Below are 14,839 nucleotides of genomic sequence, written 5' to 3' on the forward strand. Positions count from 1 at the left end.
TCCTGTGACGAGCGGGGCGTGGCGGGGTGTACGGCGCCGAGCTGGGTCAGTGGTACCGGCTTGCCGACGATCCGTCAATGATGCCTTCAGGACGGTGATTTCCCATGTCACGGAGGGTTTCCGGCGAGTTTCGCGGCGGCGGTGCACGGGCCTGCGGGGCGTCACTGGCATACACCAGTGGCTCTCGGAGTCCGGGCGTGCGCAGAACGTCCGCGGTGCGCCGCCGCTCAGGACGCACCGCGGAGCCGTCGCCCCGTCAGCGAGTGCCGACCGCCGCGCGGACGGCCTTGCGGGCCATCTGGCAGTCGTCGTGCAACCGCCTGAGCAGCAGCCGCTGTTCCTCGCCGGACGGCGTGGCACCGGGATGGGACACGGCCGGTGCCGCCGGGGCCGTTTCGTGCATCGAACGCTGCACGGCCGTCTCGTACCTACGGATCTCCCGGGTCAGCAGGAGCATCAGGTTCACCAGGAAGGCGTCCCGGGAGGCCGGGCCCGCCGACTGGGCGATCTGGCTGATCTGCCGCCGGGCCACCGGCGCGTCCCCGAGGACCAGCCACAGCGTCGCCAGGTCGTACCCCGGCAGATACCAGCCCGCGTGCTCCCAGTCCACCAGCACGGGACCGGCCGGTGACAACAGGATGTTCGACAGCAGGGCGTCGCCGTGGCAGAACTGGAGCATGCCCTGCCGGCCCACCTCATGGGCGATGCCGTGCAGCAGCTTTTGCAGGTCACCGAGGTCCCGGTCGGTGAGCAGGCCCAGCTCGTGGTACCGGGAGATCCGGGCCGCGTAGTCCAGCGGCACGTCGAAGGTGCCCGCCGGGGGCCGCCAGGCGTTCAGCCGGCAGATCGCGCCGAGCGCGGCCCGGATGTCCGCGCGCGGCGGGGCCTCCATCGGATGCCGCTGGAACGCCGCCGTCCGGCCCGGCATCCGCTCGATCACCAGCGTGCAGTTGTCCGGGTCCGCCGCGATCAGCCTCGGCACCCGGACCGGCGGCCGGTGCCGGACGAACGAGCGGTATGCGGCTATTTCCTGGCGGCTCCGCTCCGCCCAGGCAGGTGAGTGGTCCAGGAGACACTTCGCGACGGCCGTGCTGCGCCCTGTCGTCCCGACGAGGAGGACGGACCGTCCGCTGCGCCGCAGGACCTGCACCGGGGCGAACTCCGGGCAGATCCGGTGCACCGAGGCGAGCGCGGTGCGCAGCTGCGCGCCCTGGGGGCCGGACAGGTCCAGCCTCCCGCTGAGCGGTCCCGTGCCGGGCTGGCCCGGGACCCGCCGGGTCCGGCCCGCGACCGGCACGGGACCGCCCGGACGCGGCGCCGGGTCGAGGTAGGGCCCGCCGCCCGCCGGGCGGGGGCGCAGCGGCCGGGGCGGGGCGGACACGGAGGACGATGCTGCGTACATGGGAGAAACAGATCCCTTCGTGTGCCTGCGGTGCCTGCCTGTACGTCCGCGTCCCGAACTCATGCTCACGTCGCGTGCCCCGTGAGCGTGGTTCCGGGAGCGTGCGCCCACCCGGCCCGGCCGTCGGGGTACACCCTGGGGAATGTGCCCGTCATCGCCCGCCGTGCTCGGCCGTATACGGCCGTCATATGCGGGTGGCGACCGGGTCGGGGTGGCGCGTTCCTACCTGACACCCGATCGCCGGTGGCACACCATCTGGCGGACCCTGGCGAACCATGGCGAATAGTCGCCCGGCAACGTGCACCCGGCTACTGTCAACTCAGCCGAGAACCTGGGGGCTTGATGTGAGCGGACGACCCAACACCCGCCTTGCGGACCTGTTCGGCCTGGCCGGCTGGTCGAAGGGCGAACTCGCGAGGCTGGTCAACCGGCAGGCGGCGGCCATGGGCCACCCCCAGCTGGCGACCGACACCTCCCGGGTGCGGCGGTGGATCGACATGGGAGAGATCCCGCGCGATCCGGTGCCGCGGGTGCTGGCGGCCCTGTTCACCGAGCGTCTCGGCCGTGTCGTGACCATCGAGGACCTAGGTCTGGTGCGGCACGGGCGTACGGGGAAACGGCAGAGCGACGGGATCGAGGAACATCCCGACGGTGTGCCGTGGGCGCCCGAACGGACCGCCGCGGTCCTCACCGAATTCACGGGAATGGACCTCATGCTCAACCGACGCGGCTTGGTGGGCGCGGGTGCCGCGCTCGCCGCGGGATCCACACTCAGCAGCGCCATGCACGACTGGCTGCACACCGACCCGGCCCTGAAGGCCGACGCCCCTGTCCTCGACGACCCCCTGCACGCCGACCCCGCCGGGTTCGACCGCTACGAGGCCGCCCCCATCGGGTCCCAGGAGATCGAGGAGCTGGAGCGCTCGGTCGAGGTGTTCCGCGCCTGGGACGCGGCCCGTGGCGGCGGGTTGCAGCGCAAGGCGGTCGTGGGCCAGCTCAACGAGGTGGGCGGCATGCTCGCCTACCACCATCCCCCCCACCTCCAGCGGCGCCTGTGGGGCGTCGCGGCCAACCTCGCCGTCCTCGCGGGCTGGATGTCGCACGACGTCGGCCTGGAGCCCACGGCGCAGAAGTACTTCGTCATCGCCGCCCACGCCGCCAGAGAGGGCGGTGACCGTCCGCGCGCGGGTGAGGCGCTGTCGCGGGCGGCCCGGCAGATGGTGCACCTCGGCCGGCCGGACGACGCGCTGGATCTGATGAAGCTCGCCCAGTCCGGCGCCGGGGACCGCCTGCAACCACGGACGAAGGCGATGTTCCACACCATCGAGGCCTGGGCGCAGGCGTCGATGGGCAAGGGCCAGGCGATGCGCCGCACGCTCGGGCGGGCGGAGGACCTCTTCGTCTCCGACCGGCAGGACGTGGAACCGCCGGACTGGATGCAGACCTTCAAGGACGAGGATCTGTACGGCATGCAGGCGCTCGCGTACCGCACCCTGGCGGAGTTCGACCCGGGGGCGGCCGCGCCCGCCCAGCACTACGCGGAGAAGGCCCTCGCCCTGCGCGTCGACGGGCGGGAGCGGTCGAAGATCTTCGACCATCTGTCCATGGCGTCGGCCTGCTTCATCGCCGACGACCCCGAACAGGCCGACCGCTACGCCCGGCTGGCCCTGATGTCGATGGGCTCGAACTCCTCCCGGCGCACCTGGGACCGGCTGCGGCAGATGTACCGGCTGACCGCGGAGTACGCCGGCTACCCGAAGATCCACGAGCTGCGGGAGGAGATCAGGCTGGCCCTGCCCAAGCCGAGGAGCAAGGGGGAGGGCAACAGCGCACAGGCGTAGGGGCGTGTGCGCTGCCCGGCCCGGAGGGTCGGTCATGTGGTGACCGTCAGGTCGTGACCTTGACGACGAGCACGCACGCGTCGTCCTCGCGCCCGGCTCCACCGAACTCCTCGACGACCGTTCGCACACAGTCCTGCGCGGTGCGCGCCGCTCCGAACCGTGGGGCGAGGCCGAGCAGCCGGTCCACGGCCGCCGTCCCGCTGTGGCCCGACAGCAGCCCGTCGGTGTGCAGGAGGAGAAGGTCGCCCGGTCGCAGGGTGACGACGGACTGTCCGTAGACGGCGCCCGAGGAGGCGCCGAGCAGAACCCCGTCCGGTGTGTTCAGCACGCGCCCCGTCCCGTCGCGGTACAGCAGCGGGGCGGGGTGTCCTGCCTGCGCCCAGACCAGTGTGCGGGTCTCGGGCCGGTAGCGGCAGCAGACGGCGCTGCCGAGGGCGGGCTGCACGGTGGTGTCGAGTAACCGGTTGAGCAGGGTGAGCAGTTGGCCGGGCTCCGTGCCGGCCATCGCCATCCCGCGTACGGCGCCGAGCAGCGTGGCCATGCCGGAGGCGACGGCCACGCCCTGTCCGGTGAGGTCGCCGACGCTGAGCAGCATCTGGCCGTCGGTCAGTTCCAGGGCGTCGTACCAGTCGCCGCCGAGCAGCGTGGGCGTCGCGGCCGGGAGGCGGTGGGCCGCCAGGTCCAGCGCGCCCGGCCCCTGGCGCGGGAGCCGCAGGGAGCCGCGCCAGGGCGGCAGCACGGCTTCCTGCAACTCGACCGCGATCCGGTGCTCGGTCTGCTGCTGCCGGCGGTGGAGGTGCAGCGAGTCACGGGTCTCGCGCACCGTCCGCTGGCTGCGGCGCAGTTCGCTGACGTCGCGCAGCACGGCCCACATGGAGGCCGTGCCGCCGTCGGCGCCGAGCACCGGCTCGCCCATCATGTGCACGGTCCGCACGGAGGCGTCGGGCCGTACGACGCGGAACTCGCCGTCGATCGGCTTGGCGTCGACCAGGCAGTCCGTGACCATCGCGGTGAGTTTCGGCCGGTCCTCGTCCAGGACCAGGCTGGGCAGCTCGTCCAGGGTGAGCGCCGGACGGTCCGGGTCGAGGCCGAGGATCTGGTACAGCTCGCCGGACCAGGTGGCCTCGTCCGTCAGCAGATCCCACTCGGCGCTGCCGACGCGGGTGAGCAGCGAGCCGCTCGGGACGGCGGCCGGCGCGGGCGGCGCCGCGGGCTCGGCCGGGGCGGGCTGCGGGCCGTCCCGCAGCTGGGCCAAGTGGGCGTCCAGATCGTCGAGTTGGTGCAGGGCGAGGTCGTACAGGGCGCGCTGCCAGCGTTCCTCGGGGTCCGCACCGTCGCTCCGGGTGTCCCGCCGTACGGCGTCCACGTCGCCCTTGAGCCGCCGCGCCTGCGTGATCAGCGCCTCGACCGAGCCGCGCCCGGGCGGCTGGGCGGCTGGGCGGTCCGCGGAGACTGGGGACGGCATGACGGACTCCGATGGGGGACGGTACGGCGGGGACGACGGGGGACCGCTACGACTGTCGCACAGCCCGCGACGCCCTGTAAGGGATTTGGCAACACACGATACGGTGGTGCTTTTGGCATATGCCAGAGTCTTCCCGGAGGGATTCGCGGGTACGAACGGCGTACCCGCTGGGGTGGCCAAGTCGTAGCACCGCTACGCGAGTTGAGCCAATTCGGGCCGCTCGGCCCCCGTGTTCAAGCGCATGTTCGACGGCTGTGTGTTCCGTGACGATACGGAGCGGCCGGTACCTGACGAAGTCTGACCGGAATTGGCGGCATGTGACAGGACCGAGCCGACTCCTTAAGAGCATGGACATCACCGTCGAACAGCTCGCCGAGGCCCGGCTCGTCACCGCCCAGGACCAGGAGGTCCCGGTGTCCGCCACTCTTCGTTACACCGCCGACGACCCCCTCGCCGTGTTCGTGGACTTCCCGGCCGAGGCCGCGCTGCACGGTGAGGAGGTCACCTGGACCTTCGCGCGCACCCTGCTCGACCAGGGGCTGCGGGCCCCGGCCGGCCACGGGGACGTGCAGATATGGCCGTACGGCCGTACCCGGACGGTGGTGGAGTTCCACTCGCCGCACGGCATGGCCCTGCTGCTGTTCCCGGCGTCGTCGCTGCGGCGCTTCCTGGTACGCACGTACGAGGTGGTGGCCGGCGGGCAGGAGGACGTGGCCGACGTGGTGGAGCGGGGGCTGAGCGCGTTGTTCGGCGGGGTGTGAGGCGGTGACACCTCGGCGGCGGCGGTCCGGTCGCCGGCCGGCCGGACGGCACCGGCCGCCCGCGCAGCCGGCGTCAGCGGCCCGCGGTGGCGTACAGGTCCGGACGCGGGGCCAGGTCGACGGCCACCCGGCCTCCCGTCCGAAGCGCACGGACCCCCGCCTCGGCGACGGCGGACGCCGCGTAGCCGTCCCACACGTCCGGCCCGGTGACCTCCCCGCGCCGGGTCGCGTCGACCCACGCCTGCACCTCACGGTCGTAGGCGTCGGCGAAGCGGACGAGGTAGTCCTGCGCCACCTCTTCCCGGGCGCTGCCCCGGGTGGTGACGACCATGGTGTGCTCGTCGCCGATCCGGGCGCTGCCCGCCTCGCACACGGCCTCGCAGCGCACCTGGTAGCCGAAGCCGCTGTTCACGAAGACCTCCACGTCCACCAGGGCGCCCCGCTCGGTCTCGAACAGCACGAACTGCGGGTCGAGCAGGCCCTCGGGCGCGCCCGAGGACGGCGTGGGCCGCAGCACGGTGACCGCCGTCAGCTCCTGCCCGAGCAGCCAGCGGGCCGCGTCGATCTCGTGCGAGACCGAGCTGTTGATCAGCATGGCACTGGTGAAGCCGGCGGGGGAGGAGACGTTGCGGTGCGTGCAGTGCAGCATCAGCGGCCGGCCCAGGCGGCCCCCGTCCAGCAGGGCCTTGAGCCGCCGGTACTCGGCGTCGTAGCGGCGCATGAAGCCGATCTGTGCCAGCCGGCGGCCGAGCGCCGCCTCGGCCTCCACGATCCGCAGGGCACCGGCGGAGTCCGGCACCATGGGCTTCTCGCACAGCACCGGCAGCCGGCGGGCGAAGGCGGCGAGCAGCGCCTCCTCGTGCGCGGGGCCGGGGGAGGCGATCAGGACGGCCGCCACGCCGGGCGCGTCGAGCGCGGCCACCGGGTCCGTGTGCACGCTGACCCCGTCGAGGCCGGCCGCCGCTGACGCGGCCCGCTCGGCATCGGGATCAGCCACCGCCGCGACCCTGGCTCCGCTGACCACCTGGTCGAGCCGTCGTATGTGATCGGCCCCCATGTGTCCGGCACCCAGTACCGCCACACCCAGCAGGTCACCCATGTACGCGCTCCCTTACGCCGACGATCACGCCGTAGCGTACGCCGACGCAAGGGCCGGCCCCGCAGGATCAGTACCGCAGCACTCCCGCGATGCCGTCGGCGTCGCCCAGGGCGCCGTCGGGCACGAAGTGCACCTCGGCGCCCGTCTCCAGGCACTGCTCGACGATCTCGTCCACGATGTCGTCGCGGGCGTCGAGGTCGCCGGGTTCGGCCGGCACCAGGTGCTCGCCGACATCGCGGACGGTGGCCCGGAAGTCCTCCTCCACGGCCAGCAGCCGGACCCGGCCCTCCCGGGCGCTCTGCCACAGCTCGTCCAGCCCGGCCGCGTACGTGCGGTGACCGCGCGCGGAGGTCAGCTCCTCGACCACGGCCGTGGTGTCCTTGCGGGACTCCTCCGCCAGGACCGGGCGCAGCGCCTGCCAGACCGCGTCGGGGCCGGCGTGCCCGAGGCCGCCGTGCGGGACGTGCACGGCGGACTTGGCGACGCTGCCGACCTCGTCCAGCAGCGACAGCGCCGCCTGCTCGCCCATGACGTAGAGCGGCCGGGGCTGTTCGCGCAGGACCGTGCTCATGGCGGTGTCCGCCTCCCGCAGGAACTGGCGGGTGCCCTCGTCGCGGAAGGTGCTCGGCAGATCGCCGATCTGCATCTGGCGCTCCGCGTCGAAGTTCTCCCGTCTGCGCTCCAGCGGGAAGCCGCCCCAGTGGTCCTCCACGACCCGGTCCGGGCCGCCGCTCCACAGGGTGACGCGGTCCGCGGCGACGGACAGCACCCAGTAGGGCCGCTCGGCGGTGTGTGCGGCGACCAGGTTGCGGGTGAGGAAGGTGTCGGACAGCACCACCCGCTCGGGGACGGTCCGGGCCAGGGACCAGACCTGGTGCTCACCCGGCGCGGCGAAGATCACCAGACCGTCCTCGGCATGTGTCAGGTCGACCTCCGCGAGGGCGCGGTCGAGCTGTGCCACGACGTCGGCGCGCCGCTCACGGGTGACGGCGGGGTCGGACTCCAGGCGCCTGCGCGCCTCGGTCAGCGCGTTGCGCAGCCGGACCGGATCCTGGCCGCTTCCGCGTTCCCGACGGTGCGTCGGGGTCAGTACGGAGACTGCCGGATACGGGCGCGGGCGCCGCAGTTCGGCAAGGGTCACGGGACTCAGTGCGTGCTCCATGACACGACGATAGGGCGGATTCACCATTACGGCATTCGGGGTAATCCGGGCTTCGGCGCCCGTGCTGACCGCCGCCGCCGTTCCCGGCGGACGGCGGTGAGGCGCCCCGGTGGCCGGTTGCCGTACTCGCCGGTAACCGGACTGTGCCGCACCCGCCTGGGCCACGAGCGCGGGCGCCGGGGCGCGGACCGCCGCCGAACCGGCGCGGGGCGTCGTGGCGCTCCTCGATCACCTCGGCGTTGAGCGGTGTGCGCCGGTCGGCCACTCGACGGGCGGGATGGTCGCGCGGACCGTGGCCCTCGCGCACCCCGCGCGAGATCGGCCTGACGCCCTGCGGCGCGATGCGGGCCTTCGACGTCCTGGGCCGGCCTGCCCCGACGCGGTCGTCCGCGTCCTGGACGCGGGCCGCGGACTGCCGGTGGAGCAGTCGGCCGAACCGACCGGGGCGCCGGACTTGTTTCTGACCGCGAAGCCGTGGCGGGGCGTACCGCTCGGACTGCTTGAGGAAGTTTTTGCCTGTGGCCGGTTCATGTCGCCCCACGCCCGGTGGCGGGCCTGTCCACGGATTTCGCTGAGGCAAAACGCGGCTGAAACGCGGCTGAAACCGTGGGGCGGACGTCCGTGCCGTGTTACGGCCGCGTTGACTCGGCGGACCGCCTGACGGACGCTCGTTATGTAGGTGCTCGATACAACTGGTTTGCCGGCCGATTCCCCCGCGACCGCGAAAGCGCAGGTGAACGCGGGACCGACGGGCAGCCGGAGGCAGGAGGTAGCGCATGTGCGGCATCACCGGATGGGTCTCCTTCGACCGTGACCTCGCGGCCGAGGCCACCACTTTGCATGCGATGACCGAGACGATGGCCTGCCGGGGCCCGGACGACCGCGGCACCTGGACCGAGGGCCCCGCCGCCCTGGGACACCGCCGGCTCGCCATCATCGACCTGCCGGGCGGCCGTCAGCCGATGTCCCTGCCGACCCCCGAGGGAACCGTCGCCCTCGTCTACTCCGGGGAGACCTACAACTTCACCGAGCTGCGCCGGGAACTCGCGGACCGCGGCCACCGGTTCACCACCGACTCCGACACCGAGGTCGTGCTGCACGGCTACCTGGAGTGGGGCGACGCCGTCGCCGAACGGCTCAACGGCATGTACGCGTTCGCCGTGTGGGACGGCCGCCACGACAAGCTGGTCATGATCCGCGACCGCATGGGCATCAAGCCGTTCTACTACCAGCCCACCGCCGACGGCGTCCTCTTCGGCTCCGAACCCAAGGCGATCCTCGCCAACCCGCTGGTCCGGCCCCGCGTCACGCTGGACGGCCTGCGCGAGCTGTTCGTCATGGTCAAGACGCCGGGCCACGCCTTCTGGGACGGCATGCGCGAGGTGGAGCCCGGCACGGTCGTCACCGTCGACCGCTCCGGCCTGTCCACCCGCGTGTACTGGCGCCTGGAGACCCGCCCGCACACCGACGACCGCGACACCACCATCGCCACCGTGCGCTCGCTCCTCGACGACATCGTGCGCCGCCAGCTGGTCGCCGACGTGCCGCGCTGCACCCTGCTCTCCGGCGGGCTCGACTCCTCCGCCATGACCGCGCTGGCCGCCCGGCAACTCGCCGCGCAGGGCGAGAAGGTGCGCAGCTTCGCCGTCGACTTCGTCGGCCAGACCGACAACTTCGTCGCCGACGAACTGCGCGGCACCCCCGACACGCCCTTCGTGCACGACGTGGCCCGGCTCGCCGGCACCGACCACCAGGACATCGTCCTCGACGCCGACGCCCTCGCCGACCCCGCCGTGCGCGCCCAGGTCATCCGGGCCCGCGACCTGCCGTCCGGCCTCGGCGACATGGACAGCTCCCTGCTGCTGCTCTTCCGCGCCATCCGGGAGAAGTCCACGGTGGCCCTGTCCGGCGAGTCCGCCGACGAGGTCTTCGGCGGCTACCTCCAGTTCTTCGACGAGGAGGCGCGCCGCGCCGACACCTTCCCGTGGCTGACGACCATGGGCCGCCACTTCGGCGAGGACGCCGGCGTGGTCCGCGCCGACCTCGTCAAGTCCCTGGACCTGGAGAGCTATGTCGCCGACGGCTACCGCACCGCCGTCGCCGGTATCGACCGGCTGGACGGCGAGAGCGACTTCGAGTTCCGGATGCGGCAGATCAGCCACCTGCACCTGACCCGCTTCGTGCGCATGCTGCTCGACCGCAAGGACCGTATGAGCATGGCCGTCGGGCTGGAGGTCCGGGTGCCGTTCTGCGACCACCGGCTGGTCGAGTACGTCTACAACGCGCCCTGGGCCCTGAAGTCCTTCGACGGCCGGGAGAAGAGCCTGCTCCGGGAGGCGGCGGCGGACGTCCTGCCGCGTTCGGTGTACGAGCGCGTCAAGAGCCCGTACCCGTCCACGCAGGACCCCCGGTACGCCCGCGCCCTCCAGGAGCAGACCAAGGAGCTGCTCGGCCGGCCCTCCCACCCCGTCTTCGACCTCGTCGACCGGGACCGGGTCCGGCAGGCCGCCGAACGCGAGGCGCCGGTCTCCACCCAGGCGGCCCGGCGCGGCCTGGAACGCACCCTGGACCTCGCGCAGTGGCTGGACCTCTACTCGCCCGAGCTGGTGCTCGACTGATCGGTCAGCCGAGCCCGATGGCGCGGTCGGCGGCCTCCGCCGACCGCTGCCACCAGGTGGTCACCGGCTCCCAGACGAGCACCCGGCGCCCGGTGCCGAGCCGCCCCGCGGTGAAGGAGCGGCCCCCGTGCGCGGCCGACGCCGCCACCCCGACCCCCACCACCCGGCGGGCCTCCGGGTCCGCCGGGTCGGCGATGGTCCGCACGTCGGCGTAGGCCGTGCCGCCCGCCGCGAGCCGGTAGCCGCCCGCGCCGCCCTCCGGCACCGGCAACGCGATCCCGTCCAGGTCCCCGAAGGTCACCGTGGGCACCCGGTCGACGGCACACGCGCGTGTGCCGCGGTTGGTGACGCTGGCGCGCAGCACGGTCGGGTGGCCGGTCACGGCCTTCGCCCGGATCGTCAGCGCCTTCTCGGCGCAGCGGGCGGGCCGGTCCCGGCCGGGGGCTGCCTGGCTCTGCGGGGCGGTCAGCAGCAGGGCCGCCACGGCGGCCGAAGCGGCGGGTACGGCGATGACGGCGCGCATGCGCATGACGGGCTCCCTGTCGCGGTCACGTACGGGATGGGGGATACGGCGGCCTGGGCGCGCCTTGTCGAGTGGGACGGCCGGCGCGGCCGGGAGGTTGCCCCGGTGCGCGGCATTCACCCGGATGCGCCACATCCGGTGCGGGCCGGCGCGGGCGGGACCGGCGGCCGGTGGTGTGCGGCCCTCAGCCGGTGCTGTCCGAGGTGACACTCTGGCGGCTCGCGTCGGCCGGGCAGGAGCTGCCGCTCGCGGGCAGCGAGCCGTACAGCAGGAAGTCGTTGACCTTGCGGTGCACGCACAGGGAGGACGAGTACCCGGTGTGGCCCTCACCCCTGTTGTCGAGCACCACCGCCGACGGGCCGAGCCGGTCCGCCGTCTCCACGGTCCACCGGTACGGCGTCGCCGGATCGCCGCGCGTGCCGACGAGCAGCATCTTCGCCGAGCGCACGTCCTTCACCCGGTCGCGGATGAAGTCGGTGCCCTGGGGCCGGCCGTAGCACAGCAGCAGTTGGGTGAGCCGGTAGCGGCCGAAGACCGGCGAGGCCTGGTCGTAGGCGGCCCGCAGGTCCCTCAGGTCCTCGGTGAGCCGTGCCGCGGTGGGCCGGTCGGGGTCGTCCGCGCAGTTGATCGCCATCAGCGCCGCCGGCAGGTTGTCCGCCGGGACGTCCTGGGCGTCGGCCAGCCCGCCGTCCGTCCGGTGCCGCTCGTGGGGCAGGCCGATGCCGCCCGTGGCGAAGGCCAGGACGCCCCGGGTGTCGCCGTCGTCGATCAGCGAGGCCAGCGCCCGCTCCAGCGAGGGCCACAGCTCCCTGCTGTACAGGGCCTGCCCGATGGCGCCCACCAGGTCCTGGCCGGAGAACGATCCGCCGAAGTCCGTGGGCACCGGGTTCTCGTCGAGCGAGCGCACCAGCCGGATCACCTGGTCCCCGGCCCTGCGCCGGTCCTGCCCGAACGGACAGCCGAGGTCCGTCGTACACCAGTCCAGGAAGTCGTCCAGCGCCGTCTGCTGCCCCTCGGCCCCCGCCACCCCCTGCTCGGCCAGCGACTCGGTCAGCGTGTCCACGCCGTCCAGCACGACCCGGCCGACCTTGCCGGGGAACTGCGCCGCGTACACCGCGCCGAGCCGGCTGCCGTACGAGAAGCCGAGGTAGTTGAGCCGGCCGTCGCCGAGCGCCTGGCGGATGACGTCCAGGTCGCGGGAGGCGTTCACGGTGCCGATGTGCGGCAGCACCGGGCCGGAGAACCGGGCGCACTGGTCGGCGGCCTGCCGCAACCGGTTGAGCAGCGTCCGCGGACGGCTGATGTCGGTGTCCTTCCCGGTCACGGCCGAGGCATCGCCGCTCCCGTCGCCGCAGCTGACGGGGGAGGACCGGCCGACCCCGCGCGGGTCGAAGGTGACCAGGTCATAGCCCTTGGTCAGGTCCATGAACTGCTTGCCCTCGGAGGCCAGAGAGGGGATGCCGGCGGCGCCCGGACCGCCGAAGTTCAGCAGCAGCGAGCCCTGGGACGTCCCGCCGGCGCGGTAGCGGGCCAGCGCCACGTCGAGCGTGCCGGCGCGTGGTCGCGCGTAGTCGAGCGGGACGGTGACCTTCGCGCACTGGAGGTCCTTCGGCATGGCCGTCCCCCGACAGGGGGCCCAGGTGAGCTTCTGCCGGTAGAACCGGGACAGGTCGGGCTGCGGCTGGTCGGAGGCAGCCGCGGGCAGCCCGGCACCGAGCAGCGCGAGGGCGAGGGCCGAGGCACCCGCGCAGCGCCGGACGGCGGGCCGTGTGGACAGCTTGGCCAGCATCGTTCGCCTCCCGGGGCGCCCGCCGCGGACCGGGGTCGGCGCCCTCGGATCAGGTTAAGCGGGCCCCGGACGGCCCGCCTCCGGGCGAGCGGGGCGGCTGCCGGCGGTGTACCGTGCCCGCCCTCCGTGCCCCGTTGGTGATCTTCAGCGGCTTTACACGCAGTTCGATAACCGTGCCGCTCGATGGGGTGAAAGGCCGATCAGCCATAACTCCGATCGGGTGGACTCCGTTTTAGGTGGTGCGGGTGAGTACTCGCGATGATGTCTGGAAGGCAGGGAACCTATGAGACGGGCTACCCGAAACGGTGTGATCGCCGTCGCCGCCGCGTCCGGCGCGATGGCCGTGGCGCTGCCGGTGTCCACCGCCTTCGCGGCGGGCGGGTCCGACGCCCACGGCTCGGCGGCCGGTTCGCCCGGGCTGGTCTCCGGCAACGGCATCCAGCTGCCGGTGCACGTGCCGGTGAACGTCTGCGGCAACACGGTGGACGTCGTGGGGCTGCTCAATCCGGCCGCGGGCAACGCGTGCGCGAACACCGGCGGAGCGAAGAGCGGCGGCACGGGGAAGGGCGGGGCGTCGGCCACGTCCGGCGGGGCGTCCGCCCACGGCGCCGCCGAGGACTCGCCCGGGGTGCTCTCGGGCAACGGCATCCAGCTCCCCGTCGACCTGCCGGTCAACGTCAGCGGGAACAGCGTCGACGTCGTCGGCATCGGCAACCCGGCGCACGGCAACCAGTCGGTCAACGGCCCCGGCGACGAACCGACCCGGCCCCCGCGGACCCCGGCCCCGACGCACCGGGCCCCGAAGCCGCCGGCCCCCGTCCGGTCGCACCCCGTTCCGCACCCGACGACCTCCACGCTGGCCCACACGGGAGCGGACGTGACGGCCCCGGCCGTCGCCGGCAGCGCCGCGCTCCTCCTCACGGGCGCGGTCCTGTACCGCCGCTTCCGCCCCGGCCGCCCCCACTGACCCACCCCGCACACGGCCCCACCGGACCCCGGCCCGGCGGGGCCGTGCGCTCCCGCGAGGGGTGCGGTGAAGGCTGCGGCAGACGTTGGGTGCGGGCCCGTGCCCCCCCACCGACGCCGTACCGCCCCGCGGAGCGGCCGACGGCACCGCGAAGCCGATCCGGCCGATCCCCGTGCCCTCCCACCATGTATCGCCGTATCCAAGCGTCTCCAACTGCCCAGCCCGGTAGACGGAGTCCAGCCGTATCGTCCGATCTCCCCATGGCGCGGCCTCCCTCGATTCGGAAGGATGCTGCGGGCGGCCGGCGGACGGCCGTGCCGTACCGGCAGCCCCACCCGACGGAAACGGAGCGCATCGATGACCTCGGCGACCCCCCACGACCTCGTCGTCACACGGGCCACCCTCGACGACTGGCCGGTGATCAGCGGGTGGGCGGCTGCGGAGGGCTGGAATCCCGGGCTGTCCGACGGGCCCGCGTTCTTCGCGCAGGACCCCGAGGGGTTCTTCCTCGGCCGGATCGACGGGGAGCCGGTGTCGGCCATCTCCGTCGTCAACCACGGCCCCGACTACGCCTTCCTCGGCTGCTACCTGGTCCGCCCCGACCTGCGCGGCCAGGGACACGGGCTCACCACGTGGAAGACCGCGCTGGCACACGCCGGGAACCGGACGGTCGGCCTGGACGGGGTCGTCGCCCAGCAGGGCAACTACCGCCAGTCCGGCTTCCGTTCGGCCCACCGCACCATCCGCTTCACCGGCATCGCCCCCGACGGCGGCACGCCCACCGGCGTCCGCCCGGCCGGGCCCGCCGACCTGGCCGCGCTGACCGCCTACGACAGCACCTGCCACCCCGCCGACCGGCCCCGCTTCCTCGCCGAGTGGCTCCGCACACCCGGCCACCGTGCCGTCCTGCGTGAGAGGGAGGGCCGCCCGACCGGCTACGGCGTGCTCCGCCCCGGCCACGACACCCTGCGCATCGGCCCCCTCTTCGCGGACACCGCCGACGACGCCCGCGCCCTGTTCGCCGCCCTCACCGCCGAGGCGGCCGGCAGCGAGGTGGCGATCGACGTCCCCGAGCCGAACGCGGCCGGCGTCGCCCTCGCCGAAGCGGCGGGCCTGCGCCCCTCGTTCGAGACCGCCCGCATGTACACGGGACCGGTGCGCGCGTACGCCCGGGAGCGGGTGTTCGGCGTCACCACCCTCGAACTCGGCTGA

The 14,839-nt window shown here is 73.5% G+C and carries 11 protein-coding genes; 5 read left to right on the forward strand and 6 right to left on the reverse strand.

What is annotated here, in order from left to right; genetic code table 11:
* Positions 1 to 256: 256 nt before the first annotated feature.
* Positions 257 to 1,402, reverse strand: coding sequence for an aminoglycoside phosphotransferase family protein (locus IE294_RS15935; RefSeq protein WP_189886473.1), 1,146 nt, complete (start codon positions 1,400 to 1,402; stop codon positions 257 to 259).
* A 344-nt stretch (positions 1,403 to 1,746) separates the two neighbouring features.
* On the opposite strand from IE294_RS15935, the gene IE294_RS15940 reads away from it, so the two are divergent.
* Positions 1,747 to 3,243 carry a DNA-binding protein NsdB gene (locus IE294_RS15940; RefSeq protein ID WP_189886475.1) on the forward strand — a complete coding sequence of 499 codons (1,497 nt, stop codon included), beginning with the start codon at positions 1,747 to 1,749 and terminating at the stop codon, positions 3,241 to 3,243.
* A 46-nt stretch (positions 3,244 to 3,289) separates the two neighbouring features.
* On the opposite strand, the gene IE294_RS15945 is transcribed toward IE294_RS15940, so the two are convergent.
* Complete coding sequence (locus tag IE294_RS15945; RefSeq protein ID WP_189886478.1) at positions 3,290 to 4,708, reverse strand: PP2C family protein-serine/threonine phosphatase; 1,419 nt, start codon at positions 4,706 to 4,708, stop codon at positions 3,290 to 3,292.
* A gap of 347 nt (positions 4,709 to 5,055) precedes the next feature.
* On the opposite strand from IE294_RS15945, the gene IE294_RS15950 reads away from it, so the two are divergent.
* Complete coding sequence (locus IE294_RS15950) at positions 5,056 to 5,469, forward strand: SsgA family sporulation/cell division regulator (protein WP_189886480.1); 414 nt, start codon at positions 5,056 to 5,058, stop codon at positions 5,467 to 5,469.
* A gap of 73 nt (positions 5,470 to 5,542) precedes the next feature.
* Here IE294_RS15950 and IE294_RS15955 read toward each other — a convergent pair whose 3' ends face one another.
* On the reverse strand, positions 5,543 to 6,568 hold the full coding sequence (locus IE294_RS15955) for a Gfo/Idh/MocA family protein (protein WP_189886482.1): 1,026 nt from the start codon (positions 6,566 to 6,568) through the stop codon (positions 5,543 to 5,545).
* 67 nt (positions 6,569 to 6,635) lie between these two features.
* Positions 6,636 to 7,730 carry a baeRF3 domain-containing protein gene (locus IE294_RS15960; protein WP_189886484.1) on the reverse strand — a complete coding sequence of 365 codons (1,095 nt, stop codon included), beginning with the start codon at positions 7,728 to 7,730 and terminating at the stop codon, positions 6,636 to 6,638.
* A 776-nt stretch (positions 7,731 to 8,506) separates the two neighbouring features.
* Here IE294_RS15960 and asnB point away from each other — a divergent pair.
* Positions 8,507 to 10,348 carry an asparagine synthase (glutamine-hydrolyzing) gene (asnB, locus tag IE294_RS15965; RefSeq protein ID WP_189886486.1) on the forward strand — a complete coding sequence of 614 codons (1,842 nt, stop codon included), beginning with the start codon at positions 8,507 to 8,509 and terminating at the stop codon, positions 10,346 to 10,348.
* Positions 10,349 to 10,352: 4 nt separating this feature from the next.
* On the opposite strand, the gene IE294_RS15970 is transcribed toward asnB, so the two are convergent.
* Positions 10,353 to 10,877 (reverse strand): DUF4232 domain-containing protein, encoded by a 525-nt coding sequence (locus IE294_RS15970; RefSeq protein ID WP_189886489.1) that lies wholly within the window; start codon positions 10,875 to 10,877, stop codon positions 10,353 to 10,355.
* Positions 10,878 to 11,055: 178 nt separating this feature from the next.
* Positions 11,056 to 12,660 (reverse strand): alpha/beta hydrolase, encoded by a 1,605-nt coding sequence (locus IE294_RS15975; protein ID WP_189886491.1) that lies wholly within the window; start codon positions 12,658 to 12,660, stop codon positions 11,056 to 11,058.
* Positions 12,661 to 12,943: 283 nt separating this feature from the next.
* Here IE294_RS15975 and IE294_RS15980 point away from each other — a divergent pair, with 283 nt between their 5' ends.
* Positions 12,944 to 13,627, forward strand: coding sequence for a chaplin (locus IE294_RS15980; protein ID WP_189886493.1), 684 nt, complete (start codon positions 12,944 to 12,946; stop codon positions 13,625 to 13,627).
* Positions 13,628 to 13,984: 357 nt separating this feature from the next.
* Positions 13,985 to 14,839, forward strand: coding sequence for a GNAT family N-acetyltransferase (locus IE294_RS15985; RefSeq protein WP_189886495.1), 855 nt, complete (start codon positions 13,985 to 13,987; stop codon positions 14,837 to 14,839).

Origin of the sequence: Streptomyces canarius (assembly GCF_014650735.1) — a bacterium.
GTDB classification, from domain to species: Bacteria; Actinomycetota; Actinomycetes; order Streptomycetales; family Streptomycetaceae; genus Streptomyces; species Streptomyces olivaceoviridis.

What these genes read in the sequence shown, in the direction of transcription:
- IE294_RS15945 (WP_189886478.1), bottom strand. Translation starts at nt 4,708, where the DNA reads ATGCCGTCCCCAGTCTCCGCGGACCGCCCAGCCGCCCAGCCGCCCGGG.
- asnB (WP_189886486.1), top strand. Translation starts at nt 8,507, where the DNA reads ATGTGCGGCATCACCGGATGGGTCTCCTTCGACCGTGACCTCGCGGCC.
- IE294_RS15980 (WP_189886493.1), top strand. Translation starts at nt 12,944, where the DNA reads ATGAGACGGGCTACCCGAAACGGTGTGATCGCCGTCGCCGCCGCGTCC.
- IE294_RS15975 (WP_189886491.1), bottom strand. Translation starts at nt 12,660, where the DNA reads ATGCTGGCCAAGCTGTCCACACGGCCCGCCGTCCGGCGCTGCGCGGGT.
- IE294_RS15950 (WP_189886480.1), top strand. Translation starts at nt 5,056, where the DNA reads ATGGACATCACCGTCGAACAGCTCGCCGAGGCCCGGCTCGTCACCGCC.
- IE294_RS15970 (WP_189886489.1), bottom strand. Translation starts at nt 10,877, where the DNA reads ATGCGCATGCGCGCCGTCATCGCCGTACCCGCCGCTTCGGCCGCCGTG.
- IE294_RS15935 (WP_189886473.1), bottom strand. Translation starts at nt 1,402, where the DNA reads ATGTACGCAGCATCGTCCTCCGTGTCCGCCCCGCCCCGGCCGCTGCGC.
- IE294_RS15955 (WP_189886482.1), bottom strand. Translation starts at nt 6,568, where the DNA reads ATGGGTGACCTGCTGGGTGTGGCGGTACTGGGTGCCGGACACATGGGG.
- IE294_RS15960 (WP_189886484.1), bottom strand. Translation starts at nt 7,730, where the DNA reads ATGGAGCACGCACTGAGTCCCGTGACCCTTGCCGAACTGCGGCGCCCG.
- IE294_RS15985 (WP_189886495.1), top strand. Translation starts at nt 13,985, where the DNA reads ATGACCTCGGCGACCCCCCACGACCTCGTCGTCACACGGGCCACCCTC.